At 71.0% G+C, this 21106-nt stretch carries 19 protein-coding genes; 11 read left to right on the forward strand and 8 right to left on the reverse strand.

Features of this window, described 5'->3' with window-relative positions; genetic code table 11:
• Positions 1-91 precede the first annotated feature (91 nt).
• From ACTOQ1_RS12305 to ACTOQ1_RS12315, 3 genes are all read right to left on the reverse strand, one after another.
• Positions 92-1252: an MFS transporter gene (locus ACTOQ1_RS12305; RefSeq protein WP_440066634.1), complete on the reverse strand. Its 1161-nt coding sequence runs from the start codon at positions 1250-1252 to the stop codon at positions 92-94.
• A gap of 64 nt (positions 1253-1316) precedes the next feature.
• Complete coding sequence (locus ACTOQ1_RS12310) at positions 1317-2090, reverse strand: SDR family NAD(P)-dependent oxidoreductase (RefSeq protein ID WP_440066635.1); 774 nt, start codon at positions 2088-2090, stop codon at positions 1317-1319.
• 14 nt (positions 2091-2104) lie between these two features.
• Positions 2105-2584, reverse strand: coding sequence for a MarR family winged helix-turn-helix transcriptional regulator (locus ACTOQ1_RS12315; RefSeq protein WP_440066637.1), 480 nt, complete (start codon positions 2582-2584; stop codon positions 2105-2107).
• Positions 2585-2702: 118 nt separating this feature from the next.
• Here ACTOQ1_RS12315 and ACTOQ1_RS12320 point away from each other — a divergent pair, with 118 nt between their 5' ends.
• The 4 genes from ACTOQ1_RS12320 to ACTOQ1_RS12335 all read left to right on the forward strand — a co-directional run bounded on the left by ACTOQ1_RS12320 (position 2703) and on the right by ACTOQ1_RS12335 (position 9446).
• Entirely contained in the window at positions 2703-5969 is a 3267-nt protein-coding gene (locus ACTOQ1_RS12320; RefSeq protein WP_440066639.1) for an efflux RND transporter permease subunit, read from the forward strand.
• Positions 5970-6096: 127 nt separating this feature from the next.
• Positions 6097-7527, forward strand: a complete 1431-nt coding sequence (gene purB, locus ACTOQ1_RS12325; protein ID WP_440066641.1) for an adenylosuccinate lyase — start codon at positions 6097-6099, stop codon at positions 7525-7527.
• Positions 7528-7556: 29 nt separating this feature from the next.
• Entirely contained in the window at positions 7557-8312 is a 756-nt protein-coding gene (locus ACTOQ1_RS12330; protein WP_440066643.1) for a GNAT family N-acetyltransferase, read from the forward strand.
• Positions 8313-8423: 111 nt separating this feature from the next.
• Positions 8424-9446: a DUF4037 domain-containing protein gene (locus ACTOQ1_RS12335; RefSeq protein WP_440066645.1), complete on the forward strand. Its 1023-nt coding sequence runs from the start codon at positions 8424-8426 to the stop codon at positions 9444-9446.
• A gap of 43 nt (positions 9447-9489) precedes the next feature.
• Here ACTOQ1_RS12335 and ACTOQ1_RS12340 read toward each other — a convergent pair whose 3' ends face one another.
• Entirely contained in the window at positions 9490-9795 is a 306-nt protein-coding gene (locus ACTOQ1_RS12340) for a DUF3817 domain-containing protein (protein ID WP_440066647.1), read from the reverse strand.
• A gap of 340 nt (positions 9796-10135) precedes the next feature.
• On the opposite strand from ACTOQ1_RS12340, the gene ACTOQ1_RS12345 reads away from it, so the two are divergent.
• Complete coding sequence (locus tag ACTOQ1_RS12345) at positions 10136-12127, forward strand: ABC transporter ATP-binding protein (RefSeq protein WP_440066649.1); 1992 nt, start codon at positions 10136-10138, stop codon at positions 12125-12127.
• A 117-nt stretch (positions 12128-12244) separates the two neighbouring features.
• On the opposite strand, the gene ACTOQ1_RS12350 is transcribed toward ACTOQ1_RS12345, so the two are convergent.
• Complete coding sequence (locus ACTOQ1_RS12350; protein WP_440066651.1) at positions 12245-13081, reverse strand: MerR family transcriptional regulator; 837 nt, start codon at positions 13079-13081, stop codon at positions 12245-12247.
• Between the two features lie 216 nt (positions 13082-13297).
• On the opposite strand from ACTOQ1_RS12350, the gene ACTOQ1_RS12355 reads away from it, so the two are divergent.
• Positions 13298-13552, forward strand: a complete 255-nt coding sequence (locus ACTOQ1_RS12355) for a helix-turn-helix domain-containing protein (RefSeq protein ID WP_440066652.1) — start codon at positions 13298-13300, stop codon at positions 13550-13552.
• Between the two features lie 69 nt (positions 13553-13621).
• Here ACTOQ1_RS12355 and ACTOQ1_RS12360 read toward each other — a convergent pair whose 3' ends face one another.
• From ACTOQ1_RS12360 to ACTOQ1_RS12370, 3 genes are all read right to left on the reverse strand, one after another.
• A complete protein-coding gene (locus tag ACTOQ1_RS12360; protein WP_440066653.1) occupies positions 13622-14707 on the reverse strand; it encodes a tyrosine-type recombinase/integrase in 1086 nt (361 codons plus the stop codon).
• A gap of 299 nt (positions 14708-15006) precedes the next feature.
• A complete protein-coding gene (locus tag ACTOQ1_RS12365) occupies positions 15007-15468 on the reverse strand; it encodes a hypothetical protein (protein ID WP_440066655.1) in 462 nt (153 codons plus the stop codon).
• 259 nt (positions 15469-15727) lie between these two features.
• Positions 15728-15862, reverse strand: a complete 135-nt coding sequence (locus ACTOQ1_RS12370) for a hypothetical protein (RefSeq protein ID WP_440066657.1) — start codon at positions 15860-15862, stop codon at positions 15728-15730.
• Positions 15863-17131: 1269 nt separating this feature from the next.
• Between ACTOQ1_RS12370 and ACTOQ1_RS12375 the strand changes: the two genes are divergently transcribed.
• The 5 genes from ACTOQ1_RS12375 (at position 17132) to ACTOQ1_RS12395 (ending at position 21094) form a co-directional block, all read left to right on the forward strand.
• Positions 17132-17431, forward strand: coding sequence for a hypothetical protein (locus ACTOQ1_RS12375; RefSeq protein ID WP_440066659.1), 300 nt, complete (start codon positions 17132-17134; stop codon positions 17429-17431).
• Positions 17432-17558: 127 nt separating this feature from the next.
• Positions 17559-18095, forward strand: a complete 537-nt coding sequence (locus tag ACTOQ1_RS12380) for a MauE/DoxX family redox-associated membrane protein (protein ID WP_440066661.1) — start codon at positions 17559-17561, stop codon at positions 18093-18095.
• A 51-nt stretch (positions 18096-18146) separates the two neighbouring features.
• Complete coding sequence (locus tag ACTOQ1_RS12385) at positions 18147-18722, forward strand: hypothetical protein (protein ID WP_440066663.1); 576 nt, start codon at positions 18147-18149, stop codon at positions 18720-18722.
• A gap of 3 nt (positions 18723-18725) precedes the next feature.
• On the forward strand, positions 18726-20540 hold the full coding sequence (locus ACTOQ1_RS12390; protein ID WP_440066665.1) for an ABC transporter ATP-binding protein: 1815 nt from the start codon (positions 18726-18728) through the stop codon (positions 20538-20540).
• Positions 20537-21094: a S26 family signal peptidase gene (locus tag ACTOQ1_RS12395; RefSeq protein WP_440066667.1), complete on the forward strand. Its 558-nt coding sequence runs from the start codon at positions 20537-20539 to the stop codon at positions 21092-21094. Before ACTOQ1_RS12390 ends, ACTOQ1_RS12395 begins: the two co-directional genes overlap by 4 nt.
• Positions 21095-21106: the final 12 nt, after the last annotated feature.

The following is a 21106-nucleotide window of genomic DNA, read 5'->3' on the forward strand; positions in this document are numbered from 1 at the left end:
CCTGGCCGATCGGCACCGCGATGTCAGCGTCGTCGGCGCAGGCTTGGAAATTTCCTCATTACTACCGGGATCCCGTGGAGTGGGTGTGGTGTTATGCCGTTTTCTTGGGGTGTAGTGCTCCGGCGGAGGCGGCCATGAAGGCGGCGAGCAGGGCGGGGATGCCCAGGGCGGCGGGCAGGCCGATGAGTTCGGCGGCGCCGCCGATGATGGCGGGGCCCGCGACGAGGCCGGCGTAGCCGACGGTGGCGACCTGGGCGATGGCCTGTCCGGCGCGGGCGGGGTCGTGGTTGCCGGCGGCGGAGAAGACCTGGGGGACGATGGCGGCCAGGCCGAGGCCGAAGAGGGCGAATCCGGCGATGGCGGTGGGGATCTGGCCGACGAGCAGGGTGGTGGTGAGGCCGGCGGTGGCGAGGAGGCCGGAGTAGCGGACCAGGCGTACGGGGCCGAGGCGGTGGGCGAGGTGGTCGCCGGTGAAGCGGCCGATGGTCATGGCGATGGAGAAGGCGGCGAATCCGGCGGCGGCGACGGCTTGGGAGGCGCCGAGGTTTTGGAAGAGGTAGACGGCGGTCCAGTCGTTGGCGGCGCCTTCTCCGACGAGGCCTGCGAAGGAGACGATGCCCATGAGGATGATCCAGCCGGTCCAGGGGGTGCGTCGGCGGGGTGTGGTGGGGGTTGTGGGGGGTGGGGTGGTGGGGAGGAGGTGGCGGCGGGCGTACAGGGAGGCGAGGGCGAGGGGGAGGCCGACGGTGGTGAGGGTGGTGGCGGCGCTGAGGTCGAGGGCGGCGAAGAGGCCGCCGATGCCTGCTCCGGTGAAGCAGCCGAGGCTGAACATGCCGTGGAAGGAGGACATGATGGGGCGGCGGTAGGCGCGTTCGACTTCGACGCCGTGGGCGTTCATGGAGACGTCGAGGAAGGCGTTGGTGAAGCCGAAGAGGAAGAGGGTGGCGATGAGGGCGGGCAGGGTGGTGGCGTAGCCGGGGGGGATGACGGTGAGTGCGGTGGCGATGGCGGCGGGGGTGATGAGGCGGGCGCTGCCGAGGCGGTCGGTGAGGTGTCCGGCGAAGCGCATGCCGGTGAGGAGTCCGATGGCGATGGCGAGGAGGCCGTAGCTGAGCTGGCCGTCGCTGAGGTGGAGGGTGTGTTTGACGGCGGGGATGCGGGCGGCCCAGGCTCCGGAGGTGATGCCGAGGAGGATGAAGAAGTAGCAGACGGCTTTGCGGGCGCCTGTGGGGGGCCGGTGTGTGGTGGTCATGAGCTCCCCGGGTGTGTTGGCTCCGGGGCGTATTCAATCATGGTGGGTTTTGGTGGTGGGGGTGTCAGTGGACGGAGAAGCCGCCGTCGACGCAGATGGCCTGGCCGGTGATGTAGGCGCTGGCGTTGCCGGCGAGGAGGACGGCGATGCCGGCGAAGTCGGCGGGCAGTCCGTTGCGGCCGGTCATGGTGCGGGCGGCGAGTGCTTCGACGCGGCCGGGGATGGCTTGGGCGGGTTGGGTGAGGGGGGTGAGGACGAAGCCGGGGATGATGGTGTTGGCGCAGACGCCGTGGGGGGACCAGGCTTCTGCCTGGGAGCGGGTGAGGCCGGTGATGGCGGCTTTGGAGATGCCGTAGGCGCCGCTGTCGCCGAAGGCTTTGTGGGATTGCTGGGAGCCGATGTTGATGATGCGGCCCCAGCCGCGTTCGGCCATGCGGGGGCCGAAGTGCTGGCCGAGGAGGTAGGGGGCGGTGATGTTGACGGCCATTGTCTGCTGGTAGTCGTCGGTGGTGAGGTCTGCCATGGGGGCGCGGATGTTGTTGGCGGCGTTGTTGACGAGGATGTCGATGTCGCCGAAGTGGGTGGGGGCCTGGTGGCACAGGCGGGTGATGTCGTCGGGGTTGGCGAGGTCGGCGGTGATGGCGGCGGCGGTGATGTGGTGTTCGTGGAGTTCGGTGAGGGTGCGGGTGAGTTCGGTGGTGCGGCGGGCGGCGATGATGACGGCGGCGCCGGCGTGGCCGAGGGCGTGGGCGATGGCGTGTCCGATGCCGGAGCTGCCGCCGGTGATGAGGGCGGTGCGGCCGGTGAGGGAGAAGAGGGTGTCGGTGGGTGCTGTCACAGCGACAGAACCTATCATCCCACCTTTTTGTGAGGGGGGTGATCCTGGAGGGCGAGGGCGGCCTGCTGGATCTTGTCCATGATGGCGGACAGGTCGTGCAGGGTGGGGGTGTCGAGGTGTCGCAGGAGGCGGCGGAACTCGGTGAGGCCGGCGTCGGTGATCTGTTCGACGAGGGCGCGTCCGGCGGGGGTGAGCTGGGCGCGGCGGATGCGGCGGTCGTGGGGGTCTTCGCGGCGGGCGACGAGGCCGTGGGCGACGAGGCGGTCGACGAGGCCGGTGACGGTGCCGAGGCCGACGTCGAGGTGGGTGGCGAGGTCCTGGCCCGAGGCGGAGTCCTGGCCGGAGAGGATCATGACGACTTTGAGCTGGCGCATGGTCAGGTTGGAGTCGAAGAGGGGGGATGGGGCGCTGTGCTGGGCCAGGAGCCGGCCCAGGTCGCGTTGCATGGCGCCGATCTGGTCGATCAGTTGTTCGCGGTCGTCGTTCACGCTCACCTCTCGCTTCCTGAGAAGGTTATCAGGATTGGTAAGCATCGTTAAATATTCGTATGAGGCGAAGTGTTAGTCTGGGGCGAATCTTGTTGTGATATCCCTCCTTGAGGAGTCCGCCCCGATGACCTCCCTGGCCAGGTTGAGCCTCGCCAACCGCAGCCTCGTCATAATGATCGCGCTGGTGTTGAGCGCGTTCGGCCTTTTCGCGATCCCCTCGCTGAAGCAGCAGCTGCTGCCCTCGCTGTCGTTTCCGGGAGCGTTCGTGGCGGCCTCCTACCCGGGGGCCTCTCCTGAGATCGTCGAGGAGCAGGTGACCGAGCCGATCGAGAACAGCTTCCAGGGCCTGGAGGGGGTCTCGGAGGTGACCTCGACGTCTCGGGAGGGGATGGCGCAGGTCCAGGTGGCGTTCGAGTACGGCACCGACATCGACGCGGCGGTCGCGGAGATGCAGCAGGCGATCTCGCGGATCGAGGCGCAGCTGCCCGAGGGGGTCGATCCGCAGGTTCTCTCAGGCGGGACCGACGACATCCCGGTGATGCAGCTGGCGGTGGGCGACGGCGGTGACCAGCGGGTCATGGCCGAGCGGCTGGAGCGGCTGGTGGTGCCGGAGCTGCAGGCCATCGAGGGGGTGCGCTCGGCGACGGTGACGGGAGCCCGCGACGAGGTGGTGACGATCACTCCGGATGCCCGCAAGCTGGCGTTGCTGGGGTTGTCGCCGACGGCGGTGGCCGAGGTGCTGCGGGCCAACGGGCAGCCGGTTCCGGCGGGCAGCTTGACCCAGGACAAGCTGTCGCTGACGGTTCAGGTGGGGTCGCGGGTCTCGACGCTGGAGGAGTTGAAGGATCTGTACCTGACGCCCGCCGCGCCGGCGGCGCAGCAGGCGCCGGCGCAGGCCCGGCAGGCGCCGGGCGGCGGATCGGCCCAGCAGGCCCAGCAGATCCAGCAGGCGCAGCGGGCCCAGGCGCAGGCGCAGCGCCCCCCGGCGGCTCCCAAGCCGGTGCGGCTGGGGGACGTGGCGACGGTGGAGCGGACGCTGGCCGAGGGGACGTCGCTGACGCGGACCAACGGGCAGCCGAGCCTGGGGTTGTCGGTGACGATGACGCCGGACGGCAACGCGGTGGCGATCTCGCACCAGGTGCGGGAGAAGCGCGCGGAGCTGGTGCGGGCGATCGGGGACTCCTCGGAGATAACGGTGATCTTCGATCAGGCGCCGTACGTGGAGCGGTCGATCGAGGACCTGACGACCGAGGGGCTGCTGGGCCTGGCGTTCGCGGTGCTGGTCATCTTGGTCTTCCTGCTGTCGGTGCGCTCGACGCTGGTGACGGCGGCGTCGATCCCGCTGTCGGTGGTCATCGCGTTGATCGCCTTGTGGGTGGGCGACTACTCGCTGAACCTGCTGACGCTGGGCGCGCTGACGATCGCGGTGGGCCGGGTGGTCGACGACTCGATCGTGGTCTTGGAGAACATCAAGCGTCACCTGGGATACGGGGAGGCCAAGCGCAAGGCGGTGCTGTCCGGGGTGCGCGAGGTCAGTGGCGCGGTGACGGCCTCGACGTTGACGACGGTGGCGGTGTTCCTGCCGATCGCGGTGGTGGGCGGCATGGTGGGGCAGCTGTTCGCGCCGTTCGCGATCACGGTGACGGTGGCGCTGCTGGCGTCGCTGCTGGTGTCGCTGACGGTGGTGCCGGTGCTGGCGTACTGGTTCCTCAAGGCGCCGGTGCTGTCGCCGGAGCAGGCGCGGGTGGTGCGCGAGGAGGCCGAGGCCAAGGAGCTGCGCAGCCCGCTGCAGCGGGCCTACCTGCCGGTGCTGCGGTTCGCGACGCGGCGGCGGCTGGTGACGCTCCTGGTCGGCGTGGTGGTGTTCGCCGCGACGATGGGCCTGGCCGGGCGGCTGGAGACCAACTTCATCGACTCCTCCGGTCAGGACACGGTGTCGATCAGCCAGCGGATGCCGGCCGGTACCGACCTGGCGACGACGGACGCGGCGGCCAAGAAGGTCGAGGAGGTCCTGGCGTCGCTGAAGGGCGTGCGCGACTACCAGGTGAACGTGGGCGGCGGCGGCGGATTTCTGGGCACGGGCGGCGGTGGCGGTGACCGGGCGTCGTACTCGGTGACGGTCGCCGAGGAGACCGACAGCGCGGTGCTGGAGGAGGAGCTGCGCGGGCGGCTGAAGGAGCTGCCCGAGGCCGAGATCGGTGAGGTCACCGTGGGCGGCGGCCAGGGCGGCCCCGGCGGCGGGGCGACCGACCAGCTGCAGGTGATCGTTCAGGCGCCGGATGTGGCGACGCTGCGGACGGCGGCCGAGATGGTTCGCACCGCGATGGCCGACCTGGGCGGGCTGCGGGATGTGACCTCCAACCTGGCGGCCGGCGCCGAGCGGGTCGAGGTGCGGGTCGACCGGGAGAAGGCGGCGGCCAGGGGGCTGACGGAGACGCAGATCGGGCAGCTGGTGGCCCAGCAGTTCCGCGGGGCGCCGCTGGGTGAGCTGACGCTGGACGGCCGCTCGGGTGCGGTGGTGCTGCGGACGGCGGACGCGCCCGAGGACGTCAAGGCCGTGGGCGCGCTGAAGCTGCCGACGGCGACGGGCGTGGTGAAGCTGTCGCAGGTGGCCGAGGTGTCCACGGTGGCCGGTCCCACGCAGGTGACGCGGATCGACGGTGAGCGCAGCGCGACGGTGTCGGGTACGGCGACCGGCAGTGACCTGGGCGCGGTGACGACGCGGCTGACGTCGAAGCTGGAGGCGCTGGCGTTGCCCGCGGGGGCGAGTTTCACCATGGGCGGGGTGAGCGCGGACCAGGCCGAGGCGTTCGGGCAGCTGGGGCTGGCGATGCTGGCGGCGATCGCGATCGTCTTCATGATCATGGTGGCGGCGTTCCGTAGCTTCGTGCAGCCGCTGATCCTGCTGGTGTCGGTGCCGTTCGCGGCGACCGGCGCGATCGGGCTGCTGCTGGCGACGGGCACTCCGATGGGGGTTCCGGCCCTGATCGGCATGCTGATGCTGATCGGCATCGTGGTGACCAACGCGATCGTGCTGATCGACCTGATCAACCAGTACCGCGAGCAGGGCATGGGCATCGTGGAGGCGGTGATCGAGGGAGGCCGGCGCAGGCTGCGGCCGATCCTGATGACCGCGGTGGCGACGATCTTCGCGTTGATCCCGATGGCGCTGGGCCTGACCGGCTCGGGCGGGTTCATCTCCCAGCCGCTGGCGATCGTGGTGATCGGCGGGCTGCTGTCGTCGACGCTGCTGACGCTGGTTTTGGTGCCGACCCTGTACGTGATGGTGGAGCGGCTCAAGGAGCGGCTGCGGCGCACGCCCAAGGACGGCGCGGAGCGGCCGCAGCTGAAGGTCTACGACAAGGACGAGCTGGCGCCGACGACCCGGTAGACCACCGGCCGAAGATGAGCGGAGCGGGAGGGCCGCTCGCCCGCGCGGGCGAGCGGCCCTTTTGCCTCACCGCCCCCGCCCGCCCCTGGTCGGGGCGGGCGGGGGCGGCGGAATATACTGACCCAACGTGACTGCCAAGCCGCGTATCCCCAATGTCCTTGCCGCCCGCTACGCCTCCGCGCAGCTGGCCCGCCTGTGGTCTTCCGAGTACAAGGTGGTGGCCGAGCGGCGCCTGTGGCTGGCCGTGCTGGCCGCCCAGGCGCGGCTGGGGGTGGCGGTGCCCCCCGAGGCGCCGGCGGACTACGAGAAGGTCCTCGACCACGTCGACCTGGAGTCGATCGCCGCCCGCGAGCGCGTCACCCGCCACGACGTCAAGGCCCGCATCGAGGAGTTCAACGCGCTGGCCGGCCACGAGCAGGTGCACAAGGGCATGACCTCGCGGGATCTGACCGAGAACGTCGAGCAGCTACAGATCCGCGACAGCCTGGTGGTGGTCCGCGACCGGTGCGTGGCACTGCTGGCCGCGCTGGCGCGCCTGGCGGCGGAGCACTCGCAGCTGGTGATGGCCGGGCGCTCGCACAACGTGGCCGCGCAGTCGACGACGCTGGGCAAGCGGTTCGCCTCGGTGGCCGACGAGCTGCTGGTGGCGTTCACCCGGCTGGAGGAGCTGATCGCCCGCTACCCGCTGCGCGGCATCAAGGGGCCGGTCGGCACCGCCCAGGACATGCTGGACCTTCTGGGCGGGGACGCGGCCAAGCTGGCGGCGCTGGAGGACGAGGTGGCCGCCCACCTGGGGTTCGCCCACCGGCTGACCAGCGTGGGGCAGGTGTATCCGCGTTCGCTGGACTACGAGGTGGTCACCGCGCTGGTGCAGCTGGCCGCGGCCCCCTCCTCGCTGGCCAAGACGATCCGGCTGATGGCCGGCCACGAGCTGGTCACCGAGGGGTTCGCCGAGGGGCAGGTCGGCTCCTCGGCGATGCCGCACAAGATGAACACCCGCTCGTGCGAGCGGGTCAACGGGCTGGCGGTCATCTTGCGGGGGTATGCGTCGATGACCGGGGAGCTGGCCGGCGACCAGTGGAACGAGGGGGACGTGTCGTGTTCGGTGGTGCGCCGGGTGGCGCTGCCGGACGCGTTCTTCGCGTTCGACGGTCTGGTGGAGACCATGCTGACGGTGCTGGAGGAGTTCGGCGCCTTCCCCGCGGTGATCGCCGCCGAGCTGGACCGCTACCTGCCGTTCCTGGCGACGACCAAGATGCTGATGGCCGCGGTGCGCGCCGGGGTGGGCCGCGAGAGCGCCCATGAGCTGATCAAGGAGCACGCGGTGGCCTCGGCCCTGGCGATGCGCGAGGAGGCGGGCGGCAACGAGCTGATCGCCCGCCTGGGAGCCGACGAGCGTTTCCCGCTGGACGAGGCGGCGCTGCGGGACCTGCTGGGTGAGCCGATCTCCTTCACCGGCGCGGCCCCGGCCCAGGTGGAGGCGGTCGTGGCGCGCGTGGCGCAGGTCGTGGCCCGCTACCCGCAGGCGGCCGCCTACCGGCCCGGGGCGATCCTCTGAACGCTCTGAACGGCACGCCGAGGTCGCTGGTGAAGGCCGCCGAGGTCGCGCGGGCCTGCGCGGGTGACCCGCTCGTGCTGTGGGGGGCCCAGGCGATGGGCCCGGGGGTGCGGGCGTGGGCGCTGGGGGAGGCGGTGGCGGTGGCCTGCCCCGACCTCAACCGCCGCGACCGCCTCACGGTGTGCGGCCCGGCGGGAGCGGTGAGCACCCTGGTGCGGTGGGCGCTGGAGGAGGTCGGCCCGTCCTACCGGATGGTGGGGGAGCGGGCGCTGGTCGAGGAGGTGATCGCCCGGGACGCGCGCCTTCGGGTGCTGGGCACGTTCGAGTGGATGGACACCCCCGCAGGCGCCCCGGGCGCGGCGCTCACCCCGCCGCCGGGGCAGGGAGCGGGCCCGGGAGGGGTGGGGTGGCTGCCAAGCGACCAGGAGGGGCAGGTGAGCGCCCTGCTGGCGCGGGCGGCCCCCTCGGCGTGGGCGGTGCCGGGCGTGGCGGGGGTGCGGCGCTGGGCCGGGGTGCGCGACGAGGGCGGGCACCTGGTGGCGGTGGCCGCCGACGCCTGGTCCTGCCCGCCGGTGGGATTCGTCGCCGGGGTCGCCACCGCGCCGGCCGTGCGCGGGCGCGGGTACGGCGAGCGGGTGTGCCGCTTCGTCCTCGGTGAGCTGGCGGCCGCGCACGAGCGGGTCGCGCTGATGGTCGACACCGGCAACCACGCCGCCATCGCCCTGTACGAGCGGCTGGGGCTGCGCGGGCGGCCGCTGGCCGCCGCGGCGCCGGACGACGCCTGAACCCCCGCCTGAACCGCCTGGACTCCGGCTGAACCCCGCCCGCCGATCGAGTGCGCCGGGCGGGGGGAAAACCTGGTGCGGGGCACGGTCCCGGCAGGCAAAGTGGACGAAATGATGTCCAGTTTCATCCCTGGCCTGGAGCTTTCACGTGCTTTCTACGCCCAGGTCGTGCGGCCGATCGTGGCCGACGTGCCGCACAGCGCCGCGCTGATCGGCGCCGGGTCGGAGGTGCTGGCCTTCGACACCGAACGCTCCACCGACCACGACTGGGGGCCCAGGGTGGTGGTGTTCGTCGCGCCGCACCGGACCGAGCCGGTGCGGCGCGCCGTCGCCGACCGGCTGCCCGAGGACTTTCGCGGATACCGCACCACCGTGACCGGTGAGCGATGCGGGGTGCAGGTGAGCGATCCGGCGACCTGGTTCACCGAGCGGCTCGGGTTCGACCCGCTGCGGGAGGTGAGCGTGCTGGACTGGCTGTCGACCCCCTGGCAGCGCCTGGCCGAGGTCACCAGCGGGGAGGTCTTCCACGACGGCCTGGAGGTCATGGAGCGATCCCGCGCCGCGTTGCGCTGGTATCCGCCCGACCTGGAGCGCTACGTGCTGGCCGGGCAGTGGCGGCGCCTGGCCCAGCAGGAGGCCTTCCCCGGGCGGTGCGGGGAGGTCGGCGACGACGTGGGCTCGGCGCTGGTCACCGCGGCCCTGGCCCGTGACCTGATGCGGCTGGTGGTGCTGATGCGCCGCCGCTACCCGCCGTACGCCAAGTGGCTGGGCAGCGCCTTCGCCCGCCTGCCGGGGACGGCGGAGCTGGGGGACGCGTTGTCGGCGGCGGTGGCGGCCACCGGGTGGCGCCGGCGCGAGGAACACCTGGGAGTGGTGTACCGGCGGGTGGCGGCCCTGCACAACCGGATGGGGGTGGCGCCGGCGCTGGAGGGAAGCCTGCGGCCCTATCACCGCCGGCCCTTCCAGGTGATCGACGCCGGCCGGTTCGCCGACGCCCTGCACGGCGCCATCACCGACGCCCGGGTACGGGCGCTGCCGCCGGTGGGCTCGATCGACCAGTTCGGCGACTGCGTCGACCTGCTGACCGACCCGCGGCGCTGCCGGGCGGCCACCCGCGCCATCTTGGACCTGTGAAGCCGCGAAGCCGCAGAGGCGGTGGAGCCTGGGTCGGGCGGGGTCAGGCGGTGGCCGGTTCCCGGTGGCGGGCGAGCATGCGCCGCTCGAACCACAAGGTGGCCAGCGGCGGCACCGAGCACACCAGGCCGACGACGATCGTGCCCAGGCTCCAGCGGGCCTGGCGGGCCGCGTACAGCACCGCGGCCAGGTAGAGCACGAACAGGGCGCCGTGCACCGGGCCGAAGATCTTCACGCCGATGTCCCCGGTGGCGGCGACGTACTTGAAGTACATGCCGATGAGCAGTCCCGCCCACGAGCACGCTTCGGCGATCGCCACGTAACGGAACAGGCGGAGTGCGGTCGGCACGGCGGGTACACCTCTCCAAAAAAAGGGGGGACCGTCCGGAGAACGGGGCGTCCGGACGGAGGGGGAAACGACCTCCAGCCTAGGGGGACGGGGCGCCGCCCACCCCGCCGGGCCCCACCCGCGCCGGCGAGGGCGGCCGCGCGAGACGGACGGCGAGACGGACGGCACGCGGCGCGGGGGAGGGGCCCGCGGGAGCGGCGGGGGCATCGGCGTTGACCTGAAGTTAACTTCAGGTTCTATGGTCGTGATGTGGCACCGCCCACGCACCCCGGCCCGGTGCCACCCGGCGGTGCGCCGGCGACCCCCCGTACAACGAGCGCAGGAAACATGGTGACGTGTGATGAGCATGGAAATGGCGGCCTGGCATTCGCTGTACAGCACGATGCACGCCCAAGACGACCGGCGGCCCTTCTCGGCGGCCACGCTGCGGCGCATCGCCGCCTTCGCCCGCCCGCACCGCACCCTGCTGGTGTGGTTCCTGCTGCTGAGCGTGGTGTCGGCGGTGCTGGCGGTGGCCACCCCGGTGCTGGCCGGGCAGGTGGTCGACGCCATCGTCGGCGGCGCCGCGGCGGGCGTCGTGGTCAGGCTGGCCGTTCTGATCGCGGTGATCGCACTGGCCGAGGCGGGACTGGGCCTGGTGACCCGGTGGATGTCGGCGAGCATCGGCGAAGGGCTGATCCTGCGCCTGCGCGGCGCCGTCTTCGACCACGTGCAGCGCATGCCCATCGCCTTCTTCACCCGCACCCGCACCGGCGCGCTGGTCAGCCGGCTGAACAACGACGTCATCGGCGCCCAGCGGGCCTTCAGCGACACCCTCTCGGGGGTGGCGGGCAACCTGGTGACGCTCACCTTGACCCTGGTGGTGATGGTCGGCATCTCCTGGCAGCTGACCGCGCTGGCACTGGTCCTGCTGCCGCTGTTCGTGCTGCCCGCCCGGCGCGTGGGCACCCGGCTGGCCCGGATGGAACGCGAGGCCGCCGACCACAACGCGGCGATGAGCAACCAGATGACCGAGCGCTTCTCCGCGCCCGGCGCCACCCTCGTCAAGCTGTTCGGCCGCCCGGCCCAGGAGTCGGCCGAGTTCCTGGCGCGGGCCCGGCGGGTGCGTGACATCGGGGTCCGCACCGCGATGGTGCAGTCGGTGTTCGTCACCGCCCTCACCCTGGTCTCGGCGCTGGCACTGGCCCTGGTGTACGGGGTCGGCGGCTTCTACGCGTTGAGCGGCCGGCTGGAGCCGGGCGCGCTGGTGGCGCTGGCGTTGCTGCTGACCCGCCTGTACGCGCCGCTGACCGCGCTGGCCGGGGCGCGGGTGGAGGTGATGAGCGCCCTGGTCAGCTTCGAGCGGGTCTTCGAGATCCTCGACCTGCGACCGCTGATCACCGACAGGCCCGACGCCCGCGCGGTGCCCGAGGGGCCGGTGACGGTGGAGTTCGACCACGTCGGCTTCGCCTACCCCTCGGCGGAGAAGGTGTCGCTGGCCTCCCTGGAGGAGGTCGCCACGCTGGACGCGCGCGGCGGCGCCACGGTGCTGCACGAGGTGTCCTTCCGCGCCGAGGCCGGGCAGATGATCGCGCTGGTGGGCTCCTCGGGAGCGGGCAAGTCCACGATCGCGCAACTGCTGGCACGCCTGTACGACGTCGACGCCGGCGCGGTGCGGCTGTCGGGGGTCGACGTGCGCGAGCTGTCGGCGGCCTCGATCCGCCAGACGCTGGGCGTGGTGACCCAGGACGGGCACCTGTTTCACGACTCGATCCGCGCCAACCTGCTGCTGGCCCGCCCCGAGGCCACCCCCGAGGAACTGTGGGAGGTACTGCGGCGCGCGCGGCTGGCCGAACTGGTCCAGGCGCTGCCCGACGGGCTGGACACCGTGGTCGGCGAGCGCGGCTACCGCCTCTCGGGCGGGGAGCGCCAGCGGCTGACCATCGCCCGCCTGCTGCTGGCCCGCCCCCGGGTGGTGGTGCTGGACGAGGCCACCGCGCACCTGGACTCCACCTCCGAGGCCGCGGTCCAGGAAGCCCTGGCCGAGGCACTGGCCGGACGGACGGCGCTGGTCATCGCCCACCGGCTCTCAACGGTCCGCGCCGCTGACCTGATCTTGGTGGTGGAGGGCGGGCGGATCGCCGAGCGGGGCACGCACGCCACGCTGCTGGCCGCCGGAGGCCGCTACGCGCAGCTGTATCGCACCCAGTTCGGCCGCCAGGCCACCACCCCGGCCGGCCACCTGGACGCGGTCCGGCCCGTCGACGGTGAACTCGACGGTGAACTCGACGAGTTCGACGATGAGCTCGGCGGGGGGCGGCAGGTCGCCGGCGACGCCGTGGCCGCCCGCTGAACACCCCCTCGGCCACCTGGCCACCTGGCCCCCTGCCCTGCCCCCGCCTGCCCCCGCCTGCCCCCGCCTGCCCCCGCCTGCCCCGCGCCATCGGTGGCCGGGGGAGGGGGGAGGCGGTCAGGCCGGGGAACCGGCGCGGTCGGCGTTGGCGTGGATGGCGTCGCGGATGTAGGAGGTCAGGCCGGCGGCCGAGGCCTCGTAAACGGCGGAGAAACGCCGATCGGCGACGTACATGTCGCCCAGGCCGCGGTGGAGGTCGTAGGAGCAGTCGTAGCACCAGCGGGCGAGGTGCGCCCGGTGGCGTTCGGCCAGCTCCATCGCCCGCGGGCCGCCGGCCGGCAGCCCCGCGAGGTAGGCCTCGGTGAAGTCACGCACCGTCCGGGCGGCCTCCTCGGTGAATCGCGCCCAGTCGGCCCTGGTCATCGCGGCCGTCCTGGCGCGAGACTGCCGCCAGGCCTCACCGGCCCCCCAGCGCCGGCGCGCCTCCTCGTCGTGGTCCTCGGGAACGAAACCGCCGAAGATCTCGAAACGCTCCTGGGGGGTCAGGGGGATGCTCAGGATGTTCGCCTCCATCGCGTGCTCGACCGCGTCCGCCATCGCCCGCAACCGGTCGATGCGCCGGGTGAGGAGTTCGTGCTGGCGCCGCAGGTGCGCCAGGGTGTCGGTGGCGGGGTCGTCGAGGATGGCGGTGATCTCCTCCAGCGCGAAGCCGAGCTCCCGGTAGAACAGGACGTGCTGCAGGCGCTGCAGGTCGGCCTCGGTGTAGCGGCGGTATCCGGCCGCGGTGCGCCGCCCCGGCGAGACCAGCCCGATCTCGTCGTAGTGGTGCAGCGTGCGTACGCTGACCGAGGCGATGCGCGCCACCTGCCCGACGGCGTAATCCGGCGCACCACCGGGCACGTGATCAGCCCCCTGGTGCGCCACGTGCCCCATCTCGCCCGCCGCGCGCCTCATCGCCTCTCCCCGTTCACCGTGCCAGCCTGCACCCTCACGTTACGGCAGGGTCAAGACCCAGGAGAGCGACCCCGGCAGGTTCGCCCGCTCACCGCACCGGCCGGTGGGGGAGCCGCCGGCCTGAACCGGCCCGGGTACCGGCTCCGCCAGGTGACACACCCCCGGCCACCCAACACCTATACCGGTATTGTTATCACGATTGCTAGGATCGGGCGCATGGTGCGACCCCCGCTGACCGAACTCGACCGCGAACGCGGCCACCGCCTGGGCGCCATCCTGCGCCAGGCACGCGGCACGCGCAGCATGACCGAAGTGGCCACCGCCGCCGGACTGTCCGCGGAAACCCTCCGAAAGATCGAAACAGGCCGCATCCCCACCCCGGCCTTCTTCACCGTCGCCGCCCTGGCCCACGCCCTCAACGTCTCCCTGGACGTCCTGGCCCAGGTGCGCGCCGAAGAACACGCCGCCTGAACACCCACCTCACCCCACAGCGGCGACCCCGGCCGCGAAAACCCGCCGGACCCACCGCCCAGCCGGCGATCAGCTCGACACCGGACCGCGCAACAGCGGATGCGACCGCATCGCCACCTCCAGCTCCCCGGGCAGCTCATCGCGGTAACGCCCCAGCGTCGCCAGGTCACTGTGCCCCAGAACCCGCCGCACCGCGTCCATGTCCACCGCATCGGCCAGCAGGTGAGTGGCCGTGGTGTGCCGCAACCCGTGCGGCGTCACCGAACGGCGACGATCGGGATCCACCCTGCGCTGCACCCGGTCGATCACCGCCTGCACATCCCCCCGCGCCAGACGCCGCCCCCGCCACGACAGCAGCAACGCCTTGTCCGCGGAGGCCATCCGCCCGTGCAGCAGATAGGCCTCCAGCACCAGCGCCACATCACCGGGCAGCGGCACATCCCGCGTCTTGCCACCCTTACCGAAGATCCGCCAGTACCGGACCCCGTCGTTGGTGTAGAAATCCTCCACATTGGCCCGCACCAGCTCCGACACCCGCGGCCCCATCGTCGACAACATCAACACGATCAGCCCGTCACGCAACTCGGTGTCCTGGTCACGCCGCCGCACCCGCCCCGCACCCGCCACCGGCGCCACCGGCGCCCCTGACGCCCCGGCCACCGCCGCACCACCGTCCGGCCCGCCGCCCAGCTCACGCGCCGCACCGATCAGCCCCCGCGCCTGCTCACGGGTCAACGCCCGCCGCTCGGGCCGCAACCCCCCGCGCTCCCTGGCCGTCACCGTCGCCATCGCCATCGGATTGACCTGCACCCACCCCGCCAGCACCGCGTGCTTGAACAACGCCGAGATCGACCGCCGAAACCGCGCCTGGGAGGAGGCCGACTGCGTGGCACCCGCCTGCTCGCCGGGCTGCGAACGCCGCCGGCCATCGGGCTTGCGGGCGAAGGCCAGCAGGACGGCGTCCACGTCCTCACCGGTCAGATCGTCCAGCACCACCTCCTCGCCCACCAGATCCACGAAGGTGGCCACATCACGCGCGTACACCTCCGCCGTCGACACCGACAGCGCGCCGGTCAGGGTCTTGGCCCGCACCAGCTCCACGTAACGATCGGCCGACTCGCCCACACTGAGACGATTCAGATCAGCAGGCCGCATGATCCCGGCGACACCCCTCCCGCATCCGGGCCGCCGTCAACGGCCGCTCACCTCGCACCAGTGCCACATCCGCGACCGCCGAAACACCGCCGAAACACCGCCACCGGCGACGGCACCGACGGCACCGGCAGCCATGACCGCGGGGGAGTGACCCACCCGGCAGATCACCGATCATGCACATCCCCCCACGGTAGACGAACGCCCGCGCCCGCAGTGCCCGCGCGAGAAGTCCCGCCACCCCGCCCCGAGACCACCGCGTACCTCACTCAAGCGGCCGTCTCACCCGGCAGGTGCCTCACTCAGCGGGTGCCTCCGACGCCCTCCGCCACTCTGGCGGTCGCGGCGGCATACTCCTCGGCGGTCATGCCGCGGTCAGGGTAGCGCCGGTTGAGGTCATGCTGGTCGTCGGCCCACCGCTGGTAGGCCCGCCGTACGGCGAGCTCGTCGGAATCGACGACATGGGCGATCTGCGCCCACGTGACCCCGGCCAGCAGCGCATGGTGAAAGTTGGGGGGATGACGCACCGTACGCGCGATGCACTCCGCCAGCGCCAGCAGCTCGATGTGCTCGGCCACGGTGAGCGCGGACCGGTCATCGGCCCCGTGCCGGGCGGGATCATAGATTCCCCGGGCCACCAGCTCGACGCGGGCGCGAGCCGACGCGTTCTTGGCGGCCAGCTCGTCGTAGCGCTCCAGCTGCCGGCCGACGGGCATGTCGAAGCGGGCGTCGCGCCAGGTGGTGATGTGCTCAGGCATGGTCATGACGACTTCTCCAAGACGGTCGGGGAGCCGGCGCCACAGGGTCCCGGCAGATGGTCAGGCCAGGAGCGCTCGTGAAGGAGCCGCTTGGCGGCAACCCTCCCAGGACGCCCCACCCGAGTCGCCCCACATGCTCCCCGAAGCGGGGCGCGACCGCTACCCAAGCCGGTGCGGGATCGGATCTCGGCCGCCCCACGGAGCATAGTGCGGTGCGACGTGCCGGATCGCGGGGGAGAAGCCGGACAGGGGAGGATCTGATTCCTCAGGAGGACCGGGTACCGGCGGGGTAGGTGTAGGTCTCGCCTGTGAAACGCCGCTGCCGGCCGAACTCCGCCGCCTCGTCGCCATGTCGGATCACGACAGGGGAGTGCTGGGAAAGCAGCCGACCCTCACGCATGAAAGCACCTTTAGTGTCGAAAACCGACAATCAGTAAATATTTGTTCTCAGGATGGGGGAGAGGCCGCCCGTGTGCTGATATCGCCACCCGGTTTCCGCACACTGCCGGACACTGCCGGGCAGTGCCCCTGAAGGCCTTGCGCGTTCTCCGGGTGGACACGACCATCCAGATCATTCAAGAAGATCATGATCGTGAGCGGGGTGGATGATCATGCTCGCGAAGCGGGCCGGGCGAGACGCGGGACCCGGCGTGCGCCGCGAGGCGACTTTCACCGAGCGGGCCCCGTGAGCCGGGTGCAGTCCGAGCAGGACGCCTGGCGGTGGATGGATGAGACAACGCATTAATACTACCTGCCTTATACCAGACAGAATGAAGCTTCTGTACGGTATAAGGCAATTTGTCCTGATGGGGCCTGTTCGGTGTGCCGTGCGGGTTTTTAGTCGTGCGGGTTTTTGGCCGCTGGGCGCTCCCGGCCACAGGGCGGCGGAGAGCGGCGCGATTCCCCTCCCGGGTGCGCCGTCGCGCCCGGAGTCCCTTTTCGGTGCATGGTCACCCCGCTCGATCGTTTCGTCGAGCAAGATCCACAAGCCGCCGGACCGTCAAAAACGATCAAGGGGTGGTGAGGCTCCGTCGGCGCGTGCCGTGCGGGACCGTCTCGTCTCGGACGACCGGCTCGGTGTCTCACTTGATCCGCTTCGGTTCGTGTCCGTCTCGGTCGATCTGCCCTGTCGAGCGGTTTGTCTCATTTGATCTGTTTTGTCGGGCGTCTTTCTTCGACTGTCGGATGGTGGCGGCTGTCATCGTCCATGAAATCGGCGCGCGGGTGGCCTCTCCCCTGTGTCGTCAGGGCATGTATCCGCTTTGGCGGACGAGTATGGGCAGGTCAGTGCTGCTGAAGGCCCTCATGACCGGTACGTCGTTCCGGATCCGATGGTGGGCCACTCCCCCGGTTGGTGATCTCACCGGCCGGGCGCGGGCGTAGTGCCCGGCATCGGGCGTTCGCCTGGCCCCGCCTGAAGCCGCTCACGATCGCATGACGTCGGATCTGCCTGTGGAACTGGGGGGCTGTCGTCTTGGAACCCCTGCGGTGTCGTCGAGTTCTTCGTGGGTGCCTGCCCCGGGGGCGGCGCGGGTGAAATGCGTGAACGCGTGTTCGTCGGCCATGCCGCTTGTATGCGGTTCCCATGCGGGGGCTTCCTAGATTGATCCGTGTCGCAGCGTTCGGCTTCCTCGCAGACAGGAGCCGTCATGAGAAAGAAGGTCAACCGATGGTTCGAACCGTTCGGTCGTTCGCCGGCCGGCTGCTGGAGAGGCTGGTCCCCGGTACGCAGGCGCAGGCGATGGCGTGCGTCGAGCAGTGGCAGCAGTACACCTGCCCTCCCGTTGGGGGCGTCCCGTACAACACGATAGGCCTGAAGCGGGTCAAGATCTGCGACGGTGTGACGCAGGTGCTGGAGACGCTGCCGTGCGGTACGCCGATCTGCGGTGGGAACAGTTCCCCTTACGGGCCCTTCGTCCCCCTGCACCCGTGCCCGCCCTCCCCCTGCCCGCCGTTCATGATGTGCTGAGCCGGGCCGTCCGGTGAGCCGGGCCGTCCCGGCCGGACCCGTCAGGTGAGTGACCGCCTCCGTCAGGGAGGGATGGGTGCCGCGACTGGCGAAGAGTCGCGGCGCCCCCTGCAGGTTAGGGGTTTGCATGGAGTACGTCCTGGTCTGCTGCCGGCTTCTGGTCGGTGTGGTCTTCGTGGTCTCGGTGGCGGGCAAGGTGCGCACCCGCGGCGCCTACGTCTCCTTTCGCGCCGCCGCCGGTGAGCTGGCGCCGCGGCTGCCCTTGGTGCCGAGGGCTCTTGTGCCGCCGGTGGTCGTCGCGGGTGAGCTGGCCGTGGCCGTGTTGCTCGCTGTCCCGTCCACGGTGGGCGCCGGGTTCGTGGTCGCGGTGGTGTTGCTGGCCGCGTTCACGGTCGCGATCGCGACGGCCGTGCGCCTTCGTCGGCACGTGATCTGTAACTGTTTCGGCCCTTCGTCCACGCCGGTGGGGCCGGGGCGGCTCGTGCACAACGGGGCTCTGCTCGTCGTCTCGCTGGCCGGGGTGGTGCTCTGCTTCGGCACCGCGTCCGCGTCCGTCGCGCTGGAGCCGGCCGGTGTCGTGGCGGCGGCGGTCATCGGCCTGGTGGGGGCCGCTTCGGTGTTGCTCGCCGAGGATGTGACCGAGCTGCTCCGGCCGCTTGTCTGAGTGCCGCGGGCGCCGGTGAACGTGTAACCGTGCAATCACTAAGGGATGGTCATGTTGAATGTCGTCGTGGTGCTCGTCGGCGCAGTCATGGTGCTGTGCGCGCTCGACATCGTTCTCACCGTGGGGGTGGCCCGGAGGCTGCGCGCGCAGGGCGAACTGCTGGCGCGGCAGGTCGCTTCGCTTTCGGCCGGTTATCCGCTGCCCGGTGCTTTGTCGCCGGTCATGCGCGAAGCCGGAGAGCGGCTGGGCGTCTTCCGTGCCGTCGCCGGGGACGGTACGCCTGTCGATGAGGGGTTTTTCGCTGATGCCTCGACGCTCGTGGCGGCGTTCTCCGTCGGGTGTCCTGCTTGCGAGGAGCGGCTGCCTGAGTTCGTCAGGTTCGCTCCGGCCTTCGCCGGCCGTGAGCGCGTGCTCGCTCTGGTGGTGGGTGCCGACGGCGCGGCCGAGAAGGCCGCGCTCCTGGAGGCGGTGGCCACCGTGGTGGTGGAGAAGACCCATGGCGGGCCGGTGTGCGGTTCGCTGGGTGTCAGGGCCTATCCGGCGCTGGCGATCGTCGATCCCGGTGGTGTGGTGCGCGCTTCGGGCACCTTGCTCCAGGACGTGGCGGCCGTTCTGGAAACGGCCTGACCCATGCGGAAGATCATCGTCGCGTTGCGGCTGAGCTGGCAGGCCGGCCCGCTGCTCACGGCCGTCGTCGTCACGCTCACGCTGGCGATCGCGCCGGCACCGGTGGTGACGGCGTGGCTGACCAAGCTGGTGCTGGACGACATCACCGCCGGAGCCTCTGCCGGCACGGTCGCGGGGGAAGGTGTCGCGCTCGCCGTCACGATCGTGGTGACCGGTTTGATACCGCATGTCACCCAGTACGCCTCCCGTGAGATCGAGCGCCGGGTCGGGCTGCTGGCTCAGGAACGCCTGTTCGTCACGGCCGAGCGTTTCGTGGGCATGGCTCGTTTCGAGGACCCGGTCTTCCTCAACCGGATGCAGATGGCGCTGCAGCACGGTGCCACCACCCCTGGGGTGATGGTTTCGGCCGCCCTGTCGGTCGTCCGTTCCATCGTCACCGGTCTGGGTTTTTTGGGGTCGTTGACGGTCATCTCCCCCTGGTTGCCCGCGGTGATCCTCGCCTCGGTCCTGCCGATGCTGGTCGTGGAGCTGTCGATGGCCCGTCGTCGAGCCGGTCTGTCGTGGCGGCTGAGCCCGATCGAACGCCGGGAGATGTTCTTTCGCGATTTGCTGACCAGTGCGCAGGCCGCCAAGGAGATCCGGCTGTTCGCCATCGGTACCTACCTGCGTGAGCTCATGACGGCCCAGCGGCGGCTGTCCAACGGGGAGAACCGCCGTATGGATCGCCGGGAGGTCGGCGTTCAGGCGCTGATCGGTCTGGGGAGCGCCGCGGTGTCGGGTGGGGCGTTGCTGTGGGCGGTTCTCGCCGCCGCCGGCGGCCGGATCAGTGTCGGTGACATCTCGTTGCTGGTCGCCTCGGTGGCCGGTGTGCAGGGCGCGAGTGTGTCACTGGTGCACACCATCGCCCAGTGCCACCGTCAGCTGCTGTTGTTCGACCACTACGTGCAGGTGGTCGCGGCCGAACCTGACCTGCCCGTCCCCCGCTCTCCCCGGGCGATCGCGCCGCTGGCGCGCGGGATCGTCTTTCGCGACGTGTGGTTTCGTTACTCTCCCGACCATCCCTGGGCGCTGCGCGGTCTTGACCTGACCATTCCCTGTGGCCGGACGGTGGGTCTGATCGGCCGCAACGGTGCGGGCAAGAGCACCCTGATCAAGCTCTTGTGCCGGATGTACGATCCCGAGCGTGGCGTGATCTTGTGGGATGGCGTCGATCTGCGCGAGCTGGATCCCGCCGAGCTGCGTGCCCGTATCGGCGTGGTCTTCCAGGACTACATGGAGTACGACCTGACCGCGGCCGAGAACATCGGCCTGGGTGATCTGGAGTGCCTGCACGATCGTGAGCGCATCGTCGCCGCGGCCGTCGACGCCGGGGCTCATGGGTTCGTCAGCCGCCTGCCGCGCTCCTACGACACGCTGCTGTCACGGCTGTTCTTCCAGGGGGAGGACGTCGCCGAGGACGCCTCCGGCGTGACCTTGTCGGGAGGTCAGTGGCAGCGGCTGGCCTTGGCTCGCGCGCATCTGCGTACCGGGCGCGATCTGATGATTTTGGATGAGCCCAGTTCCGGTCTGGACGCCGAGGCCGAGTATGAGATCCATCGCGGGCTGCGGCAGCGCCGGACGGGTCGTACCAACGTGCTGATCTCTCACCGGCTCAACACCGTGCGTGATGCCGATCTGCTGGTGGTGCTCGAGGAGGGAAGCGTTGTCGAGCACGGTACCCATGAGGAACTGGTGGCCCGCGGCGGCATCTATGCCGATCTGTTCTCCATGCAGGCCGAGGGCTATCTGGAGGTCCTTCCCGGGCGGGCGGGTCGGTGAGCGCTGTGCTCGCCCTGATGCTCATGTCGCTGGCGGCCGGTGGTGTGGCGGTGTTCTGGGCTCGCCGCAACCTCCTGGTGGTGGTCATCTCGGGTGTCAGCATGCGTCCCACCCACCGGCCCGGTGACAAGGTGCTGGTACGGCGTCTGCCCGCCGATCGGATCCGGGCGGGGGACATCGTCGTGGCCGACATCGTGGCCGACATCGTGGCCGTTCCGGAGTACGTGGCGGCGTCCTCGTACGGTGGGGTCCGGCAGGCTGTGCGTCGTGGCGCGGGTGGGATGGGCGGGCGGCGCGGAGGGATTCCCCCGTGGGAGGCCTCTTGCGGTCCGGTTCCCAGCCGGGTCGTCAAAAGGGTCGCCGCCGTTCAGGGGGATCTCGTTCCCGCCTCGGTGTCGCGCGGGGCGGGCGAGATCTCGGTCCCGGTCGGGTGTCTCGTCCTGCTCGGTGACAATCCGGGGCAGAGCCTGGATTCCCGCCATTTCGGATACGTGCCTGCGAGGGACGTGGTCGGCAAGGTGGTCGGCGCTCTGTCGCCGGCAGGTGGCCGGTGAGGCGCCCGGTCG

The sequence above is a fragment of the Streptosporangium sp. OZ121 genome (assembly GCF_051918885.1).
Lineage (GTDB): Bacteria > Actinomycetota > Actinomycetes > Streptosporangiales > Streptosporangiaceae > Streptosporangium.